At 31.9% G+C, this 17,306-nt stretch carries 17 protein-coding genes; 14 read left to right on the plus strand and 3 right to left on the minus strand.

Annotated elements, in window-relative coordinates:
* Positions 1-33: 33 nt before the first annotated feature.
* The 7 genes from LQ682_RS02560 to LQ682_RS02590 all read left to right on the plus strand — a co-directional run bounded on the left by LQ682_RS02560 (position 34) and on the right by LQ682_RS02590 (position 6,898).
* Positions 34-525 carry a carbonic anhydrase gene (locus tag LQ682_RS02560; RefSeq protein WP_218729557.1) on the plus strand — a complete coding sequence of 164 codons (492 nt, stop codon included), beginning with the start codon at positions 34-36 and terminating at the stop codon, positions 523-525.
* Between the two features lie 34 nt (positions 526-559).
* Positions 560-928, plus strand: a complete 369-nt coding sequence (locus LQ682_RS02565; RefSeq protein WP_017001006.1) for a Na-translocating system protein MpsC family protein — start codon at positions 560-562, stop codon at positions 926-928.
* A 158-nt stretch (positions 929-1,086) separates the two neighbouring features.
* Positions 1,087-2,739 carry a Na/Pi cotransporter family protein gene (locus LQ682_RS02570; protein ID WP_218688695.1) on the plus strand — a complete coding sequence of 551 codons (1,653 nt, stop codon included), beginning with the start codon at positions 1,087-1,089 and terminating at the stop codon, positions 2,737-2,739.
* A 299-nt stretch (positions 2,740-3,038) separates the two neighbouring features.
* Positions 3,039-4,115, plus strand: a complete 1,077-nt coding sequence (locus LQ682_RS02575) for a Gfo/Idh/MocA family protein (protein WP_017001008.1) — start codon at positions 3,039-3,041, stop codon at positions 4,113-4,115.
* A 20-nt stretch (positions 4,116-4,135) separates the two neighbouring features.
* Positions 4,136-4,852: a ThuA domain-containing protein gene (locus LQ682_RS02580; protein WP_017001009.1), complete on the plus strand. Its 717-nt coding sequence runs from the start codon at positions 4,136-4,138 to the stop codon at positions 4,850-4,852.
* A gap of 11 nt (positions 4,853-4,863) precedes the next feature.
* Entirely contained in the window at positions 4,864-5,904 is a 1,041-nt protein-coding gene (locus LQ682_RS02585; RefSeq protein ID WP_103269211.1) for a Gfo/Idh/MocA family protein, read from the plus strand.
* A 25-nt stretch (positions 5,905-5,929) separates the two neighbouring features.
* Positions 5,930-6,898, plus strand: coding sequence for a sugar phosphate isomerase/epimerase family protein (locus tag LQ682_RS02590; RefSeq protein ID WP_103269212.1), 969 nt, complete (start codon positions 5,930-5,932; stop codon positions 6,896-6,898).
* A gap of 164 nt (positions 6,899-7,062) precedes the next feature.
* Here LQ682_RS02590 and LQ682_RS02595 read toward each other — a convergent pair whose 3' ends face one another.
* Positions 7,063-7,851 carry a nuclease-related domain-containing protein gene (locus tag LQ682_RS02595; RefSeq protein WP_338133590.1) on the minus strand — a complete coding sequence of 263 codons (789 nt, stop codon included), beginning with the start codon at positions 7,849-7,851 and terminating at the stop codon, positions 7,063-7,065.
* Between the two features lie 134 nt (positions 7,852-7,985).
* Positions 7,986-8,252, minus strand: coding sequence for a type II toxin-antitoxin system Phd/YefM family antitoxin (locus tag LQ682_RS02600; RefSeq protein WP_064211819.1), 267 nt, complete (start codon positions 8,250-8,252; stop codon positions 7,986-7,988).
* 224 nt (positions 8,253-8,476) lie between these two features.
* On the opposite strand from LQ682_RS02600, the gene LQ682_RS02605 reads away from it, so the two are divergent.
* Together LQ682_RS02605 and cidR are read left to right on the plus strand one after the other, a co-directional pair.
* Positions 8,477-9,811 carry a sodium-dependent transporter gene (locus tag LQ682_RS02605; protein WP_103269214.1) on the plus strand — a complete coding sequence of 445 codons (1,335 nt, stop codon included), beginning with the start codon at positions 8,477-8,479 and terminating at the stop codon, positions 9,809-9,811.
* A 35-nt stretch (positions 9,812-9,846) separates the two neighbouring features.
* A complete protein-coding gene (gene cidR / locus LQ682_RS02610; protein WP_017000885.1) occupies positions 9,847-10,722 on the plus strand; it encodes a cidABC operon transcriptional activator CidR in 876 nt (291 codons plus the stop codon).
* Positions 10,723-11,031: 309 nt separating this feature from the next.
* Here cidR and LQ682_RS02615 read toward each other — a convergent pair.
* Positions 11,032-12,173 (minus strand): IS3 family transposase gene (locus LQ682_RS02615; protein WP_239723838.1). Its coding sequence is split into 2 segments (ribosomal slippage): positions 11,032-11,903 and positions 11,903-12,173, totalling 1,143 coding nucleotides; the frame shifts between segments, so codons are not numbered across the junction.
* A gap of 351 nt (positions 12,174-12,524) precedes the next feature.
* Here LQ682_RS02615 and LQ682_RS02620 point away from each other — a divergent pair.
* The 5 genes from LQ682_RS02620 (at position 12,525) to LQ682_RS02640 (ending at position 17,227) form a co-directional block, all read left to right on the plus strand.
* Complete coding sequence (locus LQ682_RS02620; protein WP_017000076.1) at positions 12,525-12,905, plus strand: CidA/LrgA family protein; 381 nt, start codon at positions 12,525-12,527, stop codon at positions 12,903-12,905.
* On the plus strand, positions 12,905-13,594 hold the full coding sequence (locus LQ682_RS02625) for an LrgB family protein (RefSeq protein ID WP_064205068.1): 690 nt from the start codon (positions 12,905-12,907) through the stop codon (positions 13,592-13,594). Before LQ682_RS02620 ends, LQ682_RS02625 begins: the two co-directional genes overlap by 1 nt.
* A 28-nt stretch (positions 13,595-13,622) precedes the next feature.
* Entirely contained in the window at positions 13,623-14,324 is a 702-nt protein-coding gene (gene budA / locus LQ682_RS02630) for an acetolactate decarboxylase (protein WP_103269215.1), read from the plus strand.
* A gap of 329 nt (positions 14,325-14,653) precedes the next feature.
* Positions 14,654-16,276 carry a BCCT family transporter gene (locus tag LQ682_RS02635; protein ID WP_064205066.1) on the plus strand — a complete coding sequence of 541 codons (1,623 nt, stop codon included), beginning with the start codon at positions 14,654-14,656 and terminating at the stop codon, positions 16,274-16,276.
* A 234-nt stretch (positions 16,277-16,510) separates the two neighbouring features.
* Complete coding sequence (locus LQ682_RS02640) at positions 16,511-17,227, plus strand: phosphoadenylyl-sulfate reductase (RefSeq protein ID WP_017000080.1); 717 nt, start codon at positions 16,511-16,513, stop codon at positions 17,225-17,227.
* Positions 17,228-17,306: the final 79 nt, after the last annotated feature.

Here is a 17,306-nt window from a genome sequence, read left to right on the forward strand (position 1 = left end):
ATAGGGAGCAATTTTTTGCTGAGAGGATGTATAATGATGAACGAAGAAAATAATATATTGATATTAGGTGAATTAAATACACATTCAGAAGACGAATTTGTTAGACAAGTGTTTGATAAGACAGCTCATGTGTTTACTATAAATAGTTATCAATCAGAAATAGCGCAAGCATATGGAGAAGTTATGAGATCAATCATTATATCGATTTATCAGAAAGACATTCGAGAAATATACATCATTGGTAAAGACGAGGCTTATAATTTACCTAATATTGACTTACCTGAAATGATTAGAAGCATGGAAAGTCGTTTAAAAACGATAGACTATTTATTTGAGAATTGTAAGCCAGAAATGAATGGTGAAAGTATTATAGATTGGTTAAATGGTGAACGTGATGTTCATAAACGAATTGAAGAAAGTGTTAACCAGATTTATAACCATCCATTAGTACCGGAAAATATTAAAATTTCCGGGATAATATTCAAAGAAAATGATGCAGAAACAATTATTCAAGAAACAACTTAAAGAGTATTTATCAATTTGTGAGGAGATGAAAGATATGGACATGACGAAAGGGTACTGTGAATCTACAATAAGTAAAGCTATCACACAATGGGAAAAAGAATATTTAGGCAGAGGTTCCTTGTCAGTGAAGACAGATATATTAAGAGATATGATTATTGTAGATTTACAAGGTATTTTAACACCTGCTGAATACAAAGTCTCTGAAACAAAGGAAGGTTTACTTTCCATTAAACGCACGAGATCTACTTTAGTGGAATCAGACGTTTCACATCTTTATGAAATAATATTTAATATAACTAATGAAAAAGTTGACAGTTTTCATACTGATTTAAGTTCTCGTACTGGCGAACGTATGATGATTTTTAAAATGTACAATAATATTGAAGATTTATTTAATAAATAGGGTTGATTTGTAAATGTTTATTTGCGATAATTTCATAGTTCTTTTGTATTTAAAAGAAAATAGTTGAATTAAACGAAACTTAATATAAAATTTACATTAGATTAACAATTATCGTTTAATATTCACAATGGTTACAAAAAATTTAATTGAGGTGTCTTATGGAATTGTCGGCGCTAGAAATTATCTTCACTTTTATAGGTGGTCTAGGTATATTTCTTTATGGTATTAAGCAAATGGGAGACGGATTACAAGCTGCAGCAGGAGATAGACTGAGAAGTATTTTAAATAGATTTACTAGCAACCCAATAATGGGCGTATTAGCTGGTATGATTGTTACAATTTTGATTCAAAGTAGTTCAGGTACAACAGTTATTACGATAGGGTTAGTCAGCGCAGGCTTTATGACGCTAAGACAAGCAATTGGTGTCGTAATGGGTGCAAATATCGGTACAACTGTTACTGCATTTATTATTGGTATTGATATTGGGGAATATTCTTTACCTATATTAGCAATTGGTGCATTTTTAATATTCTTTGTTCAAAAACGTAAAGTTAAGAATGTTGGTATGATATTCTTTGGTTTCGGTTCTTTGTTCTATGGGTTAGAGCTAATGAGTGGCGCAGTAAAACCTTTAGCTAATTTAGATGGATTCCACGATATTATGCTAAATATGTCTCATACACCAATACTAGGTGTTGCTGCAGGAACATTTGTAACATTAATCGTTCAAAGTTCTAGTGCAACAATTGGTATATTACAAGGATTCTTTGCGAATGATTTAATATCATTACACGGAGCTTTGCCTATTTTATTAGGTGATAACATTGGTACAACAATTACAGCTGTATTAGCAAGTTTAGCAGGTTCATTAGCAGCTAAACGTGTTGCAGTTACACATGTATTGTTTAACTTAATCGGTGCGGCAATTTTCTTATTAATTTTACCGATTTATGAAGCGGCTGTTACATGGATGCAAGGTGCATTTAGATTAAATCCAGAAATGGTAATCGCATTTGCACATGGTACATTTAACATTACAAACACATTGATTCAATTACCATTTATTTTTGTATTAGCGTGGTTAGTTACAAAAATTATTCCTGGTGAAGATTTAAATGAAAAATATAAACCTAAATATTTAGATAATAACTTAATCAATAGAGCGCCGAGTATTGCATTGCAAGAAGCGCAAGATGAAATTAGAAACATTGGAAAGTTATCAATGTCTATGCTTGAAAAAGTAGATCACACAGATGATAAAGCTGTTAAAAAACATAAACAAAAACACGCTGCCATCGAGAATATGTATGATAATGTTAGACAATATTTAAATAAATTGTCAGAGAAAAAATTATCAGCAAAAGACGGAGAACGTCTATCTGTATTATATGATGTGAATAGAACAATTTTGAAAGTATCAGCACTAACAGAATCTTATTTAGATGAACTGCAGAAAAAAGAATCATCTGATATTCGAATCTCAGAAAAAGCTGAGCAAAGTATAGATAGACTGTATGAACATGTTAAAATTTCATATGAAAAAACATTCGAAGCATTTGATGTATATGATTATGTTAAAAAAGATGAGGTTGTAAAACGAAGTGAAGATTCATATTTATTAGAACATGACTTAAGAAAGAAACATATTAAACGTTTAAGTTCTGGCGAATGTTCACCAGAAGGCAGTCTTGTATATATAGATATGATCTCAATATTAGAGCGTATAGGTTATCATTCAAGGAACATTTCAGAATCAATGATTAACCTTGGAGAAGATACGTATACTCAAACATCTGAAGTAAGATTATAAAAAATAAGCATATCACTTAACTGATTATTCCAGTTTAAAAGTGATATGTTTATTTATTTTGAGTTAGAATTTATGTCCGAGAATATTGAGGATAAGCTAAAAAATCGCGGAAATATTTTCATCTGATGAAAATATATTCTAATACGAACAATAAGTTTCTAAACAAGTGTTATTGATTGGTGTTTATCATTATTTAATTTACGATATGTATAAAGAGTAATATTTATAAATTTTTATAACATTAAATGTAAGCGTTTGCTAAAATAAAAATTAATTATAATTGAAAAGGGGAAATAGAGATGCAATTAAATGTAGGTATTATAGGTTGTGGTGGTATAGCGAATGGCAAGCATTTACCAAGCTTGCAGAAAATTGAAGAAGTAAATATTGTAGCTTTTTGTGATATAGATGTAGAGAAGGCTGAAGTAGCAGCAGACTATTACGGTACTGAACAAGCAAAGGCTTATGCAGATTATAAAGAGTTGTTGAAAGATGAAACGATTGATGTTATTCACGTTTGTACGCCAAATAGTTCGCATAAAGAATTAACAATTGCTTCATTGGAAGCAGGCAAGCATGTGATGTGTGAAAAACCAATGGCTAAGACAACTGAAGAAGCACAAGAAATGATTGAAGCAGCTAAAAGAACAGGTAAGAAATTAACGATTGGTTATCAAAATCGTTTTAGACCAGATAGCCAGTACTTACGTCAAGCAACACAACGTGGAGATTTAGGGGATATATATTATGGTAAAGCACATGCTATACGTAGAAGAGCAGTGCCTACGTGGGGTGTATTCTTAGATGAAGAACAACAAGGTGGAGGTCCGTTAATTGATATTGGAACACATGCACTTGATTTAACATTATGGATGATGGATAACTATGAACCTGAATCAGTAATGGGGTCAACTTTCCATAAATTAGGTAAAAAAGAAAATGCAGCAAATGCTTGGGGACCATGGGATCCTAAGGAATTTACTGTAGAAGATTCTGCATTTGGATTTATCAAGATGAAAGATGGTGCAACAATCGTTTTAGAATCAAGTTGGGCGCTTAATTCACTTAATGTAGATGAAGCTAAATGTGAACTTTCAGGAACTGAAGGTGGAGCAGACATGAAAGATGGCTTAAGAATACATGGTGAAGACTTTGGTTCACTATATACAACTCAAGTTGAACTTGAAAATAAAGGCGTGGACTTTTATGAAGGAGAACAAGTTGATGAAGCAGAAGTAGAAGCGCGTTCATGGATTGATAGTATTTTGAATGATACTGATCCTGTCGTAAAACCTGAAGAAGCTATTGTCATCACTCAAATATTAGAAGGTATATATAAATCTGCGAAAACAGGAAAAGCTGTTTATTTTGAATAATAACTAAAGGGGATGTCTAAATGAATATAACAGTATGGAATGAATTTCGTCACGAAGTAGAAAGCGAAGAAATTAAGAAAGTTTACCCAAAAGGCATTCATAATGTCATAGCTGAATTTTTAAGTGAAAAACACAATGTTAAAACAGCAACATTGGATGAACGAGAACACGGTTTAACTGATGATGTATTAAATCAGACAGATGTCTTAATTTGGTGGGGACATAAAGCTCACGATGAAGTAGAAGATTCAATTGTTGAAAAAGTAAAGCAGCGCGTACTAGATGGAATGGGATTAATTGTTTTACATTCAGCACATTTCTCTAAAATATTTAAAAGCTTGATGGGGACAACATGTGATTTAAAATGGCGTGAAGCAGATGATAGAGAAAGACTTTGGGTTGTAGATCCTACTCACCCAATAACAGAAGGTTTAGACTCATATATCGAATTAGAAAAAGAAGAAATGTACGGCGAGCACTTTGATATACCAGCACCAGATGAAACAGTATTTATAAGTTGGTTTGAAGGCGGAGAAGTATTCCGTAGTGGCGCAACTTTCAAACGTGGAAACGGAAAAATATTTTATTTTAGACCTGGACATGAAAGCTATCCTACATATTATAACTCACAAATACAGCACGTTATTAAAAATGCAGTGGAATGGGCTGAAAACCGTAACACTCCTAAACATCAATATGGTAATGCTCAACCGTTAGAGCATATCAGCGAGAAATAGGTGAGTGAATTATGGACAAATTAAAATTAGGTATGATAGGCGTTGGAGGTATTGCTCAAAACAGACATATACCTGCATTTAAACAATTAAAAGGTACTGCTCAAATTGTAGGTGTTCAAGACATTAACTATGATTTAGCACAACAAGTAGCTAAAGAACATATGATACCTCATGTGTTTAAAGATTATGAAGAAATGTTTAACGAAGTAGATGCAGTTGTAATATGCACACCGAATAAGTTTCATGCAGAGATAAGTATTGCGGCATTAAATGCAGATGTTCATGTATTTTGTGAAAAACCAATGGCCATGAATAAAGAAGAATGTGATGCGATGATTGAAGTGGCTAATAGAGCAAATAAATTGTTAGCTATTGGATACCATTATCGATTTACAGATGCTGCTATTACAGCTCATAAAGCAATTGAAGGTGGCACTGTAGGAAGTCCTCTTGTTACAAGAGTTCAAGCAATGCGTAGACGTAAAGTACCTGGATGGGGAGTTTTTACGAATAAAGAACTACAAGGTGGTGGAAGTCTAATAGATTACGGTTGTCATTTATTAGATTTATCACTTTGGTTACTTGAGGATGTCCAACCTGTTGAAGTATTAGGTAAAACTTATAACCGATTAAGTAAAACACCTAATCAAATTAATGACTGGGGAACATTTGATAGTAGTACTTTTGAAGTGGACGATCATGTTTCTAGTTTTATTACATTTGACGATCAGTCTACGATGCAATTTGAGTGTTCTTGGTCAGCGAACATTAAAGAAGATAACATACATTTAAGTATTTCAGGCGTTGATGGAGGATTGAATGTGTATCCATTTGAAATATATCAACCTAAATTTGGTAACTTTTTTAATGAAAAAGCTGTAGCAGAACATAATGAAGATTTAGCAGCACAGAGACAAGCCATGAATTTTGTGAACAGTTGTTTAGGACTAGAATCTTTAATTGTACAACCAGAACAAGCTCGAAAAGTCAGTCTCATTATAGATGCAATATATAGAAGCAGTGAAGAAGGACGTAGTGTTAGATTAATTTAATATCAAATATAAAGGAGCGATACATATGAAAATAGGTGTGTTTACAGTACTTTTTCAAGATAAATCATTTGAGGAAATGTTAGATTATGTCGCGAATTCAGGTTTGAAGATGGTAGAAATCGGAACAGGTGGTAACCCGGGAAATCATTTTTGTGATGTTGATGCATTATTAGAAAGTGAAGCTAAACGTGAATCTTTCATGGATGCGATTAAACAACGCGGATTAGAAATTAGTGCGTTTAGTTGTCACGATAATCCAGTTTCGCCGGATGAAGAACATGCTAAACAAGCACACGATACATTTATTAAAACAGTGAAGCTTGCATCGATTTTAGGAGTGCCTGTAGTCAATACATTTTCAGGTATACCAGGATCAGATGAAGATGCCAAACATCCAAATTGGCCAGTCACACCATGGCCAACAGCATACTCAGAAATTTATGAATGGCAATGGGAAGAGAAGCTGATACCTTATTGGAAAGAAGCGGCACAATTTGCTAAAGATCATAACGTTAAAATCGGAATAGAATTACATGCTGGATTTTCGGTGCACACACCACATACGTTATTAAAATTAAGAGAAGCAACTAACGATGCAATAGGTGCGAATCTAGATCCAAGTCATTTATGGTGGCAAGGTATTGATCCAGTAGCTGCTATAAAAATACTGGGCAAAGCAAACGCTATTCATCACTTCCATGCAAAAGACACATACATTGATCAGGAAAATGTAAATATGTACGGATTAACAGACATGCAACCATATGGCTCCGTACAATCTAGAGCATGGACATTTAGATCTGTCGGTTATGGACATAGCCCTCAAGTATGGGGTGATATAATAAGCGCATTAAGAATCAATGGATATGATTACGTCGTGAGTATTGAACATGAAGATCCTATAATGTCCGTAGAAGAAGGCTTCCAAAAAGCAGTACAAAATCTACAATCCGTAAATATAAACGAAATACTCGAAAATATTTGGTGGGCATGATGAAAACCATGACCTTAGCGAGTGTAAAACTCGCTAAGGTCATGGTTTTATTTTAGGTTGAACTTTTGGGTGCACTTCATAAAGACGTGTGTATTTGGATTATTGAGGTAGAAAATCCAATAAGAATGCTGCTCTTACAACAATGGTGGTTTTTATTGAAAAAATCAAATATAATATTGAATTTTTCGTTGACCTTCTTTTTTGAAGTGTTGGTTACATAATTTTCTAATTGCCCATTCATTTCCATCACACCATATTTGAGCTTCTTTCAAAGTAAAAGGTTCGTTTTTCAATATATATAATTCTTTTAAGTTTTCTAAATATAGTAATTGTCTTGCAATTTTCTTCGAACAATACATACATTCACCAAACCTCTTATGACTATTTAATTGTATGTGTCCTATTTTTCTGCATTGTGGGCACCATAATCCAGGATTTATTTGGTCAAAAGGTAATAAATTCTTTGGATAGATTTTCGAAAAATCTTTCTTCAAGGTCTTTATTCTATTCAAAATAATTTTATTTTCTTCTATTTTATAATTTTTAATTAGTTTTGGGATTTTGTGTAATTCTGTAGGTAGTAGTACTTGATTGCGATGAGGGATTTCTGTATGAAGCGTAAATGTAGGGTTAGTAAAGACGAGATAGGATTCAACTGTACGTTTGATATCAAGTTTAGATTTTATAAGTTCCAGTTCATACTCAGCCCGCTTCATCTGCTGAAAAGGTGTTTGAAATATATTTCCATAGCTATTTTTAAGTTGGTTATCAATTATATAGTAGTCACCTTTGTAGTGTTTAATTTCTAAATTCATAATTTTTTCGTCGTCGACAATTAAAAAATCAATTTGAACTTTATTGTTTATATCCAATTCGATATCATGCACATAATTTAACTTAAGTTCTTGATCTAATATTTGTTTAATTAATTCTTCACCTTCTATTCCTTTTATTTGTCTATATAATTCTCGAGTTGTTTCATTTTATGCTAAGCGACCGTTTAGCGCTTTTAAATAAGTGGCATATTCCATATACCTACAACCTATTTTTTACAATTATTATATAATATTTATTCAGTGAATAACATCTATAAATTATTCCAATTTATATCATTAACATTAGTAAATAGACTATTATCTTGTTCGCGAGCTCTGACTTTATTCATAACTCCCATATCTTCTAAATAAAGTGTCTCTTGTATACTGTCCCATTCATCTTTACTAATTATTACTGCACTATTATGTGATTTTTTATCACTAATAATTATTGGTGTGTGATTTTCATTTACCTTTTTAAGCAAGTTGTAAAAATATTTTTTAGCATACTCTGGCGTTAATGTGTCATCTTGTATCATTGTTTCACTCCCTTTAGTTATAGATTAATTTTTCTTTGAATTAAGATTACCATACGCTATTTTTAAAATAAACTCCGATAAATTTCGGTTGAAAGTGGATTTTCTATAAAAACGTGAAATTTAAAGCTAGAAGGATAAATATTTATTGATTCATAAAAATTCTTACTGTGTAGTATACGATTATACGTTATACTTCTACTAAGAGATTTGAATGGAGTGATGACATGAATGAACAACGAGATCAATGGTCTTCTAAATTAGGTTTTGTTATGGCAGCAGCAGGCGCAGCGATTGGAATAGGTGCAATATGGAAGTTTCCATACGTTGCTGGTCAGTATGGCGGAGGCGCATTTTTACTTATATTTATCATTTTCACATTATTTATAGGTTTACCAATGTTGATTTCAGAATTCATCATTGGTCGTTCAACTAATAAAGAGGCTGTATCGGCATACGACACATTAGCACCTAAGTCACCATGGCGTATAACAGGAAGATTAGGGGTTATTGGTTGTTTCTTATTGTTATCGTTCTACAGTGTTGTAGGTGGATGGATAACGATTTATACAACGATGAGTATCACAGGTAACTTAATTTCAGATGATGCAAATTACGGGAAAATGTTCGAAGAAATTATTGGGAATCCCTTTATTGCATTATTAGGTGTACTTGTATTTATATTAATGAATGTACTCGTATTAAATTTTGGTATTAAAAATGGTATTGAAAGAGCGAATCAATATTTAATGCCATTGCTACTAATTTTTTTCCTTATTTTAGTTGTAAGAGCAGTAACATTAGAAGGTGCATCTGAGGGACTAGCGTTCTTCTTTAAATTTAATCTTTCTGATTTTAGTGCAAAAGGTATACTATTTGCGCTTGGTCAATCGTTCTTTGCGCTAGCAGTTGGATTTTCTTGTATGGTTACATATAGTTCTTATTTAAGTAAGAAAGAAAGCTTACCGACATCAGCAGCATTAGTATCAGGAATGAATATTTTAGTTTCTATTTTAGCTGGTATGGCTATTTTTCCAGTCGTATTTGCTTTTTCATTAGAACCTACTGAAGGGCCAGGATTGTTATTTATTGTGTTACCAAATGTTTTTGGGCAAATGGCATTTGGCACTTTATTCTTAACATTGTTCTTATTATTATTCTTATTCGCGACTTTAACTTCTTCATTCAGTCAGTTCGAAATCATTATTTCAGCATTTGAAAAAGATGGTAAACGTTCTAGAAAGAAGATTGTTTGGATATTAGGATTACTGACGTTTATAGCATGTATTCCTTCTACATTGTCTTATAGTGTTTTAAGTGACATATCAATATTTGGGAAATCTATATTTGATGCGACAGATTATTTAGTGAGTAATATATTATTACCAATAGGTTGTTTATTAATCGCAATATTTATATCTTTCAGAATGAATCCAGAACTTGTGGAAAAAGAATTCCGTATGGGAAATCATTTATCTGTAAAATGGTTTAAATTATGGAGAGTTTTAATGAGATATATTATACCGATTATTATTATAATTGTATTTATTTTCTCATTATAAAGTCGTGATGTTATGCCAAAAATGAGGTGTAAAATTTGGAATTTAAACAGTTAAAATATTTTGTAGAAATAGTGAGAAATGGTGGTATGACACAAGCGTCTGAACATTTATTTGTAGCTCAATCTACAATAAGTAAAGCCGTTAAAAATTTAGAAAATGAATTTGATATTACATTATTTGATCGTTCACAACGCCATATCAAATTAACAGATACAGGTGAAGTTTTTTACGAAAAAGCAGTTGAATTCCTTACATTATTTGATAAATTAACAATGGAACTGAATGATATATTTGAAATTAAAAAAGGCCATATCAGGTTAGGATTATCTCCTATGATAAAAGTGAATTTGATTACAGATAATCTCGAAAAATTTCATAAAAAATATTCTGATGTAACATACGAAGTGCTTGAAGGAGGGGGTAAAGCAGTCGAAAATTACTTGAGCCAAGATGAAATAGACATCGGTGTGACTGCTTTACCAGTGGACTCTTCAAAATTTAATAGTATGCCGCTTTATAAAGAAGAACTCTTTTTAGTGCTTAATCAATCTCATAAACTTTCTCATAAGAAAAAAGTTGCTATACATGAACTTGTAGATGAAGAGTTCGTTTTATTACACGACGATTATTATTTAAGAGATATGATAATTGAAAACTGTCGTAAAGCAGGATTTTATCCTAAAACGGTAGCTAAAATCTCACAGTTAACTTTTATAGATAATATGATTAAAAGAGGTCTAGGAATTTCGATTGTACCAAAGAGTATCGCAGATCAAATGGGAGACGAAGTTAGAGCCATTGAACTCGCAGGCGAGAAAATATATTGGCACCTCGGCCTAATATGGAAAAAAGGTTCATATATGAATCAAGTAACAGAAGAGTGGATGGCATTCTTAAAGCAAGACCTTTAAAAATAAGAGGCTGAGACATGTATTTATGTCTCAGCCTCTTATTTTTAAATTTGTATCAGAATAAAAGTGAATTCGTTAGTTTACGAAATGGTTAATTGGATTTACTACGACAATAATCCAAGTACACATACTTTTATTGGATTTTCTACCTTTATAATCCAATAAGAAGTGCTCTATGTGAGTTTGTGCAATATTTAATCCAATAAAGCAGTGTCAGCTCTTAATTTTATAAGTTCCATCTCCAAAAAAAGAGCAAGGGGTTTATGGCACTGCACCCTTACTAAGGGAGTTCAATAAAAACACTATTTTCTAGGCTGCTAATTCCCTATATTCTATAGGGGATAAGTAGCCTAGTTTTTGTTTAATTCTAACTTTATTATAGTTTTCAATGTAATTTTCGACAATATCTATTACAATGGTATTAGAGCTTCTAAGCTCACTGTTTAAGTAGAATGTTTCACTCTTTAGAGAGCCATGAAAACATTCTATTGGGGCATTATCAGCTGGCGTTCCCTTACGGGACATGCTTCTGGTAATGCCTTTTTCTGTACATAAGGCATAGTATTCATAAGAGGTATACACACTACCTTGATCACTATGTAATATAGTCCCTGGTTCCAATTGAAGTTGTTTTAATGTCTCATTTACTAGTTCTTTATTTTGGTTTTTACCAATTTTATATGCCACAATTTCACCATTGTAAGCATCCATGATAGATGAAAGATACAACATTGTATTCCCGAAGGGTAAATAAGTGATATCTGTTAAAAGTACTTCTAAAGGTTTCTCTGCTTTAAAATTTCTATTCAATAGATTATGTGTCTTATAATATGGATTCCCTGGTCTTTTCGATTTCTTCACGCGTACTTTACAATTTAAATTATGTTTTTGCATAATTCTTTGTACTTTCTTGTGATTAATTGTTTTATTATTTTTTCTATTTAACAAGGCAGTTATTTTTCTATAGCCATATGTAAAACGATGCTTCTTACATAGTTCTATAATTTCATTTTCATCCTCAGATATATTGAAATCTTTGTTTTTCCATCTGTAATAATTAGATTTTGGAATATCTAAAGCTTCTAAAATGAGTTTCACTGTATATTTAGATTTCAATTCATTTACTAACTCGACAACTACTTCTGGGACCACTTCCTTTCCAATTCTTTGTACTTTTTTAAAATTTTATTCTCTACTTCTTTACGTTTCAACTCAATTTTAAGTATTTCAACAGTACTTAACTCTTCGATACCTTTTCCGTAGGAATATTGTTTTCCTACTTGTTGATTGAACCTATGTGTTTCACCATTTCTATACCATTTCCACCACTGATCAACTTGGGACTTATTTTTAATGTTTAAAGTATCCATAATTTCTCTTGTACTATATCCTTTAAGTTTCATTTCTACTACTTTATATTTTGTTTCAACTGAATATGCCACTCTTTTCATAGAAAAACACCTCCGTATAAATTCATTTTAATATGAATTCAACGAAAGTGTTTTTATTTTACTCCCACATCCTGGGGTTAGTGCATTATTTCCTAAGTTCTTTTTTATTTTTTCTAACATAAAAAATATTATTATATGATAATTTAAATGTACTTTATAACTCTGAGTTAAACCTTTATACATCAATAGGTTTAACGCTTACATTAGTCCTGTTTATTATCCTTATATATTTCTTTAAAACGTAAGTATTCCATAACGGAATACTAGAAATCGATATTATGTATTTTATTAATACATAGTAATCTCATATAATATAGATTAAGAGTTTAAAGTAAAAGGGATTGATTAAATATGATGAGACGACTTATAAAGATAATATTACAAGTCACGTTAATATATGGCATCACGTTATTAGGCATGTGGTTAAGAGAATTACTTCATATACCTATAGCAGGTAGTATTGTCGGATTGGCATTATTATTTTGTTTGTTACTATTTAAAGTGATACCTGAACATTGGATAGAAGTTGGTGCTAATAAACTGATCAATGTGATGGTGCTCTTTTTTGTACCTTCAATTGTTGGCATAATGGATATCGCAAATCAAATTGATCCCACATATATTTTTCTAGCGATATTAATCATTATTAGTACAAGTTTAGTGGCATTATCTTCAGGTTATGTTAGTGAAAAATTATTAAAAATTAAACCATCAAGTAAGGAGGACATGTGATGATTATTCAAGCGATAGGCATGATTGTACTAACATTAATAACTTATATTGCAGCTAAGAAACTGCAAGTTAAATATAAGCATCCGCTATTGAACCCTGCTTTAATTGCTTCAATCATAATCATTTTTGTTTTACTTATATTCGGTTTGAACTACACTGATTATATGGTAGGCGGAACATGGATTCATAATTTCTTGGATTGTTCTGTTGTAAGTTTAGCCTATCCCTTATATAAATTTAGAAAACTCATTTTAGCAAATTTCAAAGTTATTATTACAAGTGTAATGACGGGCATTATGATGAATTTTATAGTCATTTACGGTGCGCTATATATAATGGGTTACCCTAGTCAAACGATTGTGACAGTACTACCAAGATCTATGACAGCGGCAGTCGGTATAGAAGTTTCAGAACAAATGGGTGGAACAGATACAATAACTGTTATGTTTATTATAGCTACTGGTCTTATTGGTAGTATATTAGGGAATTTCTTTATTACAAAAGGACGTTTTCAAAGTGATTTAGCAAAAGGTATGACATACGGCAATGCCTCTCATGCATTTGGTACTGCAAAAGCTTTAGAAGCTAATTTTGAGGCAGGAGCTTTCAGTACGATTGGTATGATATTAACTGCTGTAATCAGTTCTGTCATACTGCCATTAATGTATTTAATCACAACTTATATATAAATAGTACGAAAGAGGAGGTGTTTTATTTATGCAAACTTTATATCAGCATGGCACGTTAGCTACTTTGATGGCTGGTCACTTAGAAGGAACAGCAACAATTGATGAGATATTACAACATGGTGATTCAGGTATAGGGACATTAACTGGATCAGATGGAGAAGTTATATATTTAGAGGGAAGAGCATTTCATGCAAATGAATTTGGAGAGTTTAAAGCATTAGAAGGTAATGAAATGACACCATTTTCTACAATTACAAGATTCAGCGCAGATAAGACTTATTATGCTGCACACGAAAAATCTGACCAAGTATTTGATGAAATATTGAACAACATGAAAAGTAAAAATTTGTTCTCTGCTATAAAAATAACAGGAACATTTAAGAATATGCATGTAAGATGGATGCCTAAGCAAGAACATCCATATCAACGTTTAATAGAATCCGCAAGACGCCAACCTGAAAAAGTAGTTCCTGAAGTTAGAGGAACAATTATAGGTTTCTATACACCAGAACTATTTCATGGAATTGGAGCTAGTGGTTTTCACGTTCATTTTATTGATGAATTTGAAAGTTTTGGTGGACATGTTTTAGATTTTGAATTAGAAGTAGGTAGTATCGAAATACAAAACTTTGATACATTTGAACAACATTTACCTTCAGATAATCAATCATTTTTAGAAGCAGATATTGATTATAATAATATAGGTTCAGAAATTTCAGAAGCAGAATAAAAGAGCTGGAAATTCATTTTCTAGCTCTTTTTTAATATAAATTTTTATTCATATAATATGCATAAAAATACGTTATTAAAGTTAATTAAATTTGTTCAGTACGTTAAATGTTAACTTAACACAGTTGTTGTAGCGATATTTGTTCACATTTTAATTAATGTAATTATATAATTATTCAAAATAACATCAGAAATAGATTGTATGAAGTTTGCATTATTATTAAAACTTGTATAACCTCATCATTGTGATTTGTTTTGTCGTATTCATTAATCATTGATCATGATTTCAATTTACGATACATAATAACCGACAACGAGGGGTGTTCAGGATTGCAAAAATATAAAATTATGGACTGGTGGACGTTCCTTGGTACGGTAGCAGTATTATTATTTGCCGTAGTACCGATGATAGTCTTCCCAAAAACGAGTCAGTATGTTATTACACAGATTAATGAAACGATTTCTAATTCATTAGGCTCGGTCTATCTATTACTAGGATTAGTAGTATTTGGATTTGTTTTATACATAGCTTTTGGTAAGTACGGAAAAGTAACACTTGGGAAAGCTAGCGATAAACCAGAGTTCAATAATTTCAGTTGGGCTTCTATGCTCTTTTGTGCTGGAATAGGTTCCGATATACTTTATTGGGGCGTTATAGAGTGGGCTTATTATTATCAAGTACCACCTTATGGTGCAGGAGGTATGACTGATGAAGCGCTAGAATATGCTACGATGTATGGCATGTTCCATTGGGGTCCAATTGCTTGGGCAATATATGTATTACCAGCATTGCCTATTGGGTATTTAGTATTCGTTAAGAAAAAGCCCATTTATAAAATTAGTCATGCTTGTCGACCAATTTTAAAAGGTCAGACTGATAAATTTCTTGGTAAAACTGTAGATATTTTATTTATATTTGGTTTGCTTGGCGGAGCGGCAACATCACTTGCGCTAGGTGTGCCAATGATTGCGGCTGGTATAGAGCGACTGACAGGGCTAGACGGAGAGAACATGGTGATGCGAAGTATTATATTACTTATCATTACAGTCATATTCGCATTTAGCTCGTATACTGGTTTGAAGAAAGGTATTCAAAAATTAAGTGACATAAATGTTTGGCTAACATTTATTATTTTAGGTATCGTGCTTATTATCGGACCAACAGTCTTTATAATGGAAACAACAGTTTCTAGTTTAGGTAATATGTTGAAAAACTTCTTCCAAATGAGTACTTGGCTAGAGCCATTTGGTGGCATAGGAGGAAGAAAAGAAACGAACTTCCCACAAGACTGGACTGTGTTCTACTGGTCATGGTGGCTCGTATATGCACCATTCATAGGACTATTTATTGCAAGAATTTCTAAAGGACGTACTTTGAAAGAAGTTATTTTAGGAACAATTATTTATGGAACTTTAGGGTGCGTATTATTCTTTGGTATTTTAGGTAACTATGCAGTATTTCTTCAATTATCAGGACAATTCGATGTTATTCAGTTCTTAAATCAACATACACCTGAAGCTACCATTATTGAAGTGATGCATCAATTACCATTACCTAAAGTGATGGTTGTATTGTTCTTAATCTCAGCGTTTCTATATTTAGCAACTACGTTTGATTCGGGTTCTTATATTTTAGCTGCTGCAACACAGAAAAAAGTTATAGACGAACCACTTAAAGCGAACCGTCTTTTCTGGGCATTTGCTTTATGTCTATTACCATTCTCTTTAATGCTTGTAGGAGGAGAAAAAGCTTTAGAAGTTTTAAAAACTGCTTCCATTTTAGCAAGTGTTCCTTTAATAGGTATATTTGTGATGATGATGATATCCTTTATAAGGACTTTATCAGGTGATCGGATAAAACTAGAAGAACGTGCTGATAAATTGAAAGAAGTTGAAAGACGTTCTTTAAGGATTGTTCAAGTTAGAGAAAAAAGAGAGGATGATAATTTGTAAAATAATTAAGGTTGTTAATAAGTCAAACATTGGCTTATTGACAATCTTTTTTTGTATTACTTATCTTCAATTAACAGAAAATTAAAAAAAGAACTGTTGACATGTATGTAACTATCGGGTAAGCTAATCATCATAATTTATTATTCCTAGTAAACATATCAGAATAAAATATTTTTCAGAAATAGCTATGTTTAAAAATAAACCATTTTTATGTAAAAGGAGGTTATTTAAGTCATGACTGAAGTGTTAACTTATGAACGCTTTGAAACGGACCCGTTTGAAAATTTAAATGCTGATGACGAAACAAAGGGCGCTTATCATATTATTAAATGGGCGTATGAACATTATGGAGATTCCATTGTTTATTCATGTAGTTTTGGTGCTGAAGGTATGATTCTCATTGATTTAATATCTAAAGTGAAAAACGATGCTAAAATCGTATTTTTAGATACAGACTTACACTTTCAAGAAACTTACGACTTAATTGATCGTGTTAAAGAGAGATATCCAAAACTAAATATTGAACTTAAAAAACCAGATCTCACACTAGAGGAACAAGCTGATCAATATGAACCTGCTTTATGGACGAGTAATCCTAATCAGTGTTGTTATATTAGAAAAATAAAACCTTTAGAAGAAGTGCTATCTGGTGCTACTGCATGGGTATCTGGATTGAGAAGAGAACAATCTCCAAGCAGACAAAACACAAATTTTATTAATAAAGATGAAAGATTTAAATCAATTAAAGTTTGCCCATTAATTTATTGGACATGGGATGATGTGTGGGAATACATCGAAAAACATGATTTAACTTACAATGAACTACATGATTTTCAATATCCGAGTATAGGTTGCATACCTTGTACATCACAAGTTTCTTCATCAGGGGATTCTAGAGAAGGTAGATGGACAAACTTTAACAAAACAGAATGTGGCTTGCACACAAAGTAAAACTGCAAGCTAAAATTTTTAACATTAAAACATAGTATACCAATAAGATTAATTAGTTTTTCAAATAAAAATTGGACAG

Source organism: Mammaliicoccus sp. A-M4 (assembly GCF_022386955.1).
In the GTDB taxonomy this organism is placed as follows: domain Bacteria; phylum Bacillota; class Bacilli; order Staphylococcales; family Staphylococcaceae; genus Mammaliicoccus; species Mammaliicoccus lentus.

Excerpts from the sequence above, each read along its gene's own strand:
- LQ682_RS02560 (WP_218729557.1), top strand. The coding sequence starts at position 34 with ATGATGAACGAAGAAAATAATATATTGATATTAGGTGAATTAAATACA.
- LQ682_RS02565 (WP_017001006.1), top strand. The coding sequence starts at position 560 with ATGGACATGACGAAAGGGTACTGTGAATCTACAATAAGTAAAGCTATC.
- LQ682_RS02570 (WP_218688695.1), top strand. The coding sequence starts at position 1,087 with ATGGAATTGTCGGCGCTAGAAATTATCTTCACTTTTATAGGTGGTCTA.
- LQ682_RS02575 (WP_017001008.1), top strand. The coding sequence starts at position 3,039 with ATGCAATTAAATGTAGGTATTATAGGTTGTGGTGGTATAGCGAATGGC.
- LQ682_RS02580 (WP_017001009.1), top strand. The coding sequence starts at position 4,136 with ATGAATATAACAGTATGGAATGAATTTCGTCACGAAGTAGAAAGCGAA.
- LQ682_RS02585 (WP_103269211.1), top strand. The coding sequence starts at position 4,864 with ATGGACAAATTAAAATTAGGTATGATAGGCGTTGGAGGTATTGCTCAA.
- LQ682_RS02590 (WP_103269212.1), top strand. The coding sequence starts at position 5,930 with ATGAAAATAGGTGTGTTTACAGTACTTTTTCAAGATAAATCATTTGAG.
- LQ682_RS02600 (WP_064211819.1), bottom strand. The coding sequence starts at position 8,252 with ATGATACAAGATGACACATTAACGCCAGAGTATGCTAAAAAATATTTT.
- LQ682_RS02605 (WP_103269214.1), top strand. The coding sequence starts at position 8,477 with ATGAATGAACAACGAGATCAATGGTCTTCTAAATTAGGTTTTGTTATG.
- LQ682_RS02620 (WP_017000076.1), top strand. The coding sequence starts at position 12,525 with ATGATGAGACGACTTATAAAGATAATATTACAAGTCACGTTAATATAT.
- LQ682_RS02625 (WP_064205068.1), top strand. The coding sequence starts at position 12,905 with ATGATTATTCAAGCGATAGGCATGATTGTACTAACATTAATAACTTAT.
- budA (WP_103269215.1), top strand. The coding sequence starts at position 13,623 with ATGCAAACTTTATATCAGCATGGCACGTTAGCTACTTTGATGGCTGGT.
- LQ682_RS02640 (WP_017000080.1), top strand. The coding sequence starts at position 16,511 with ATGACTGAAGTGTTAACTTATGAACGCTTTGAAACGGACCCGTTTGAA.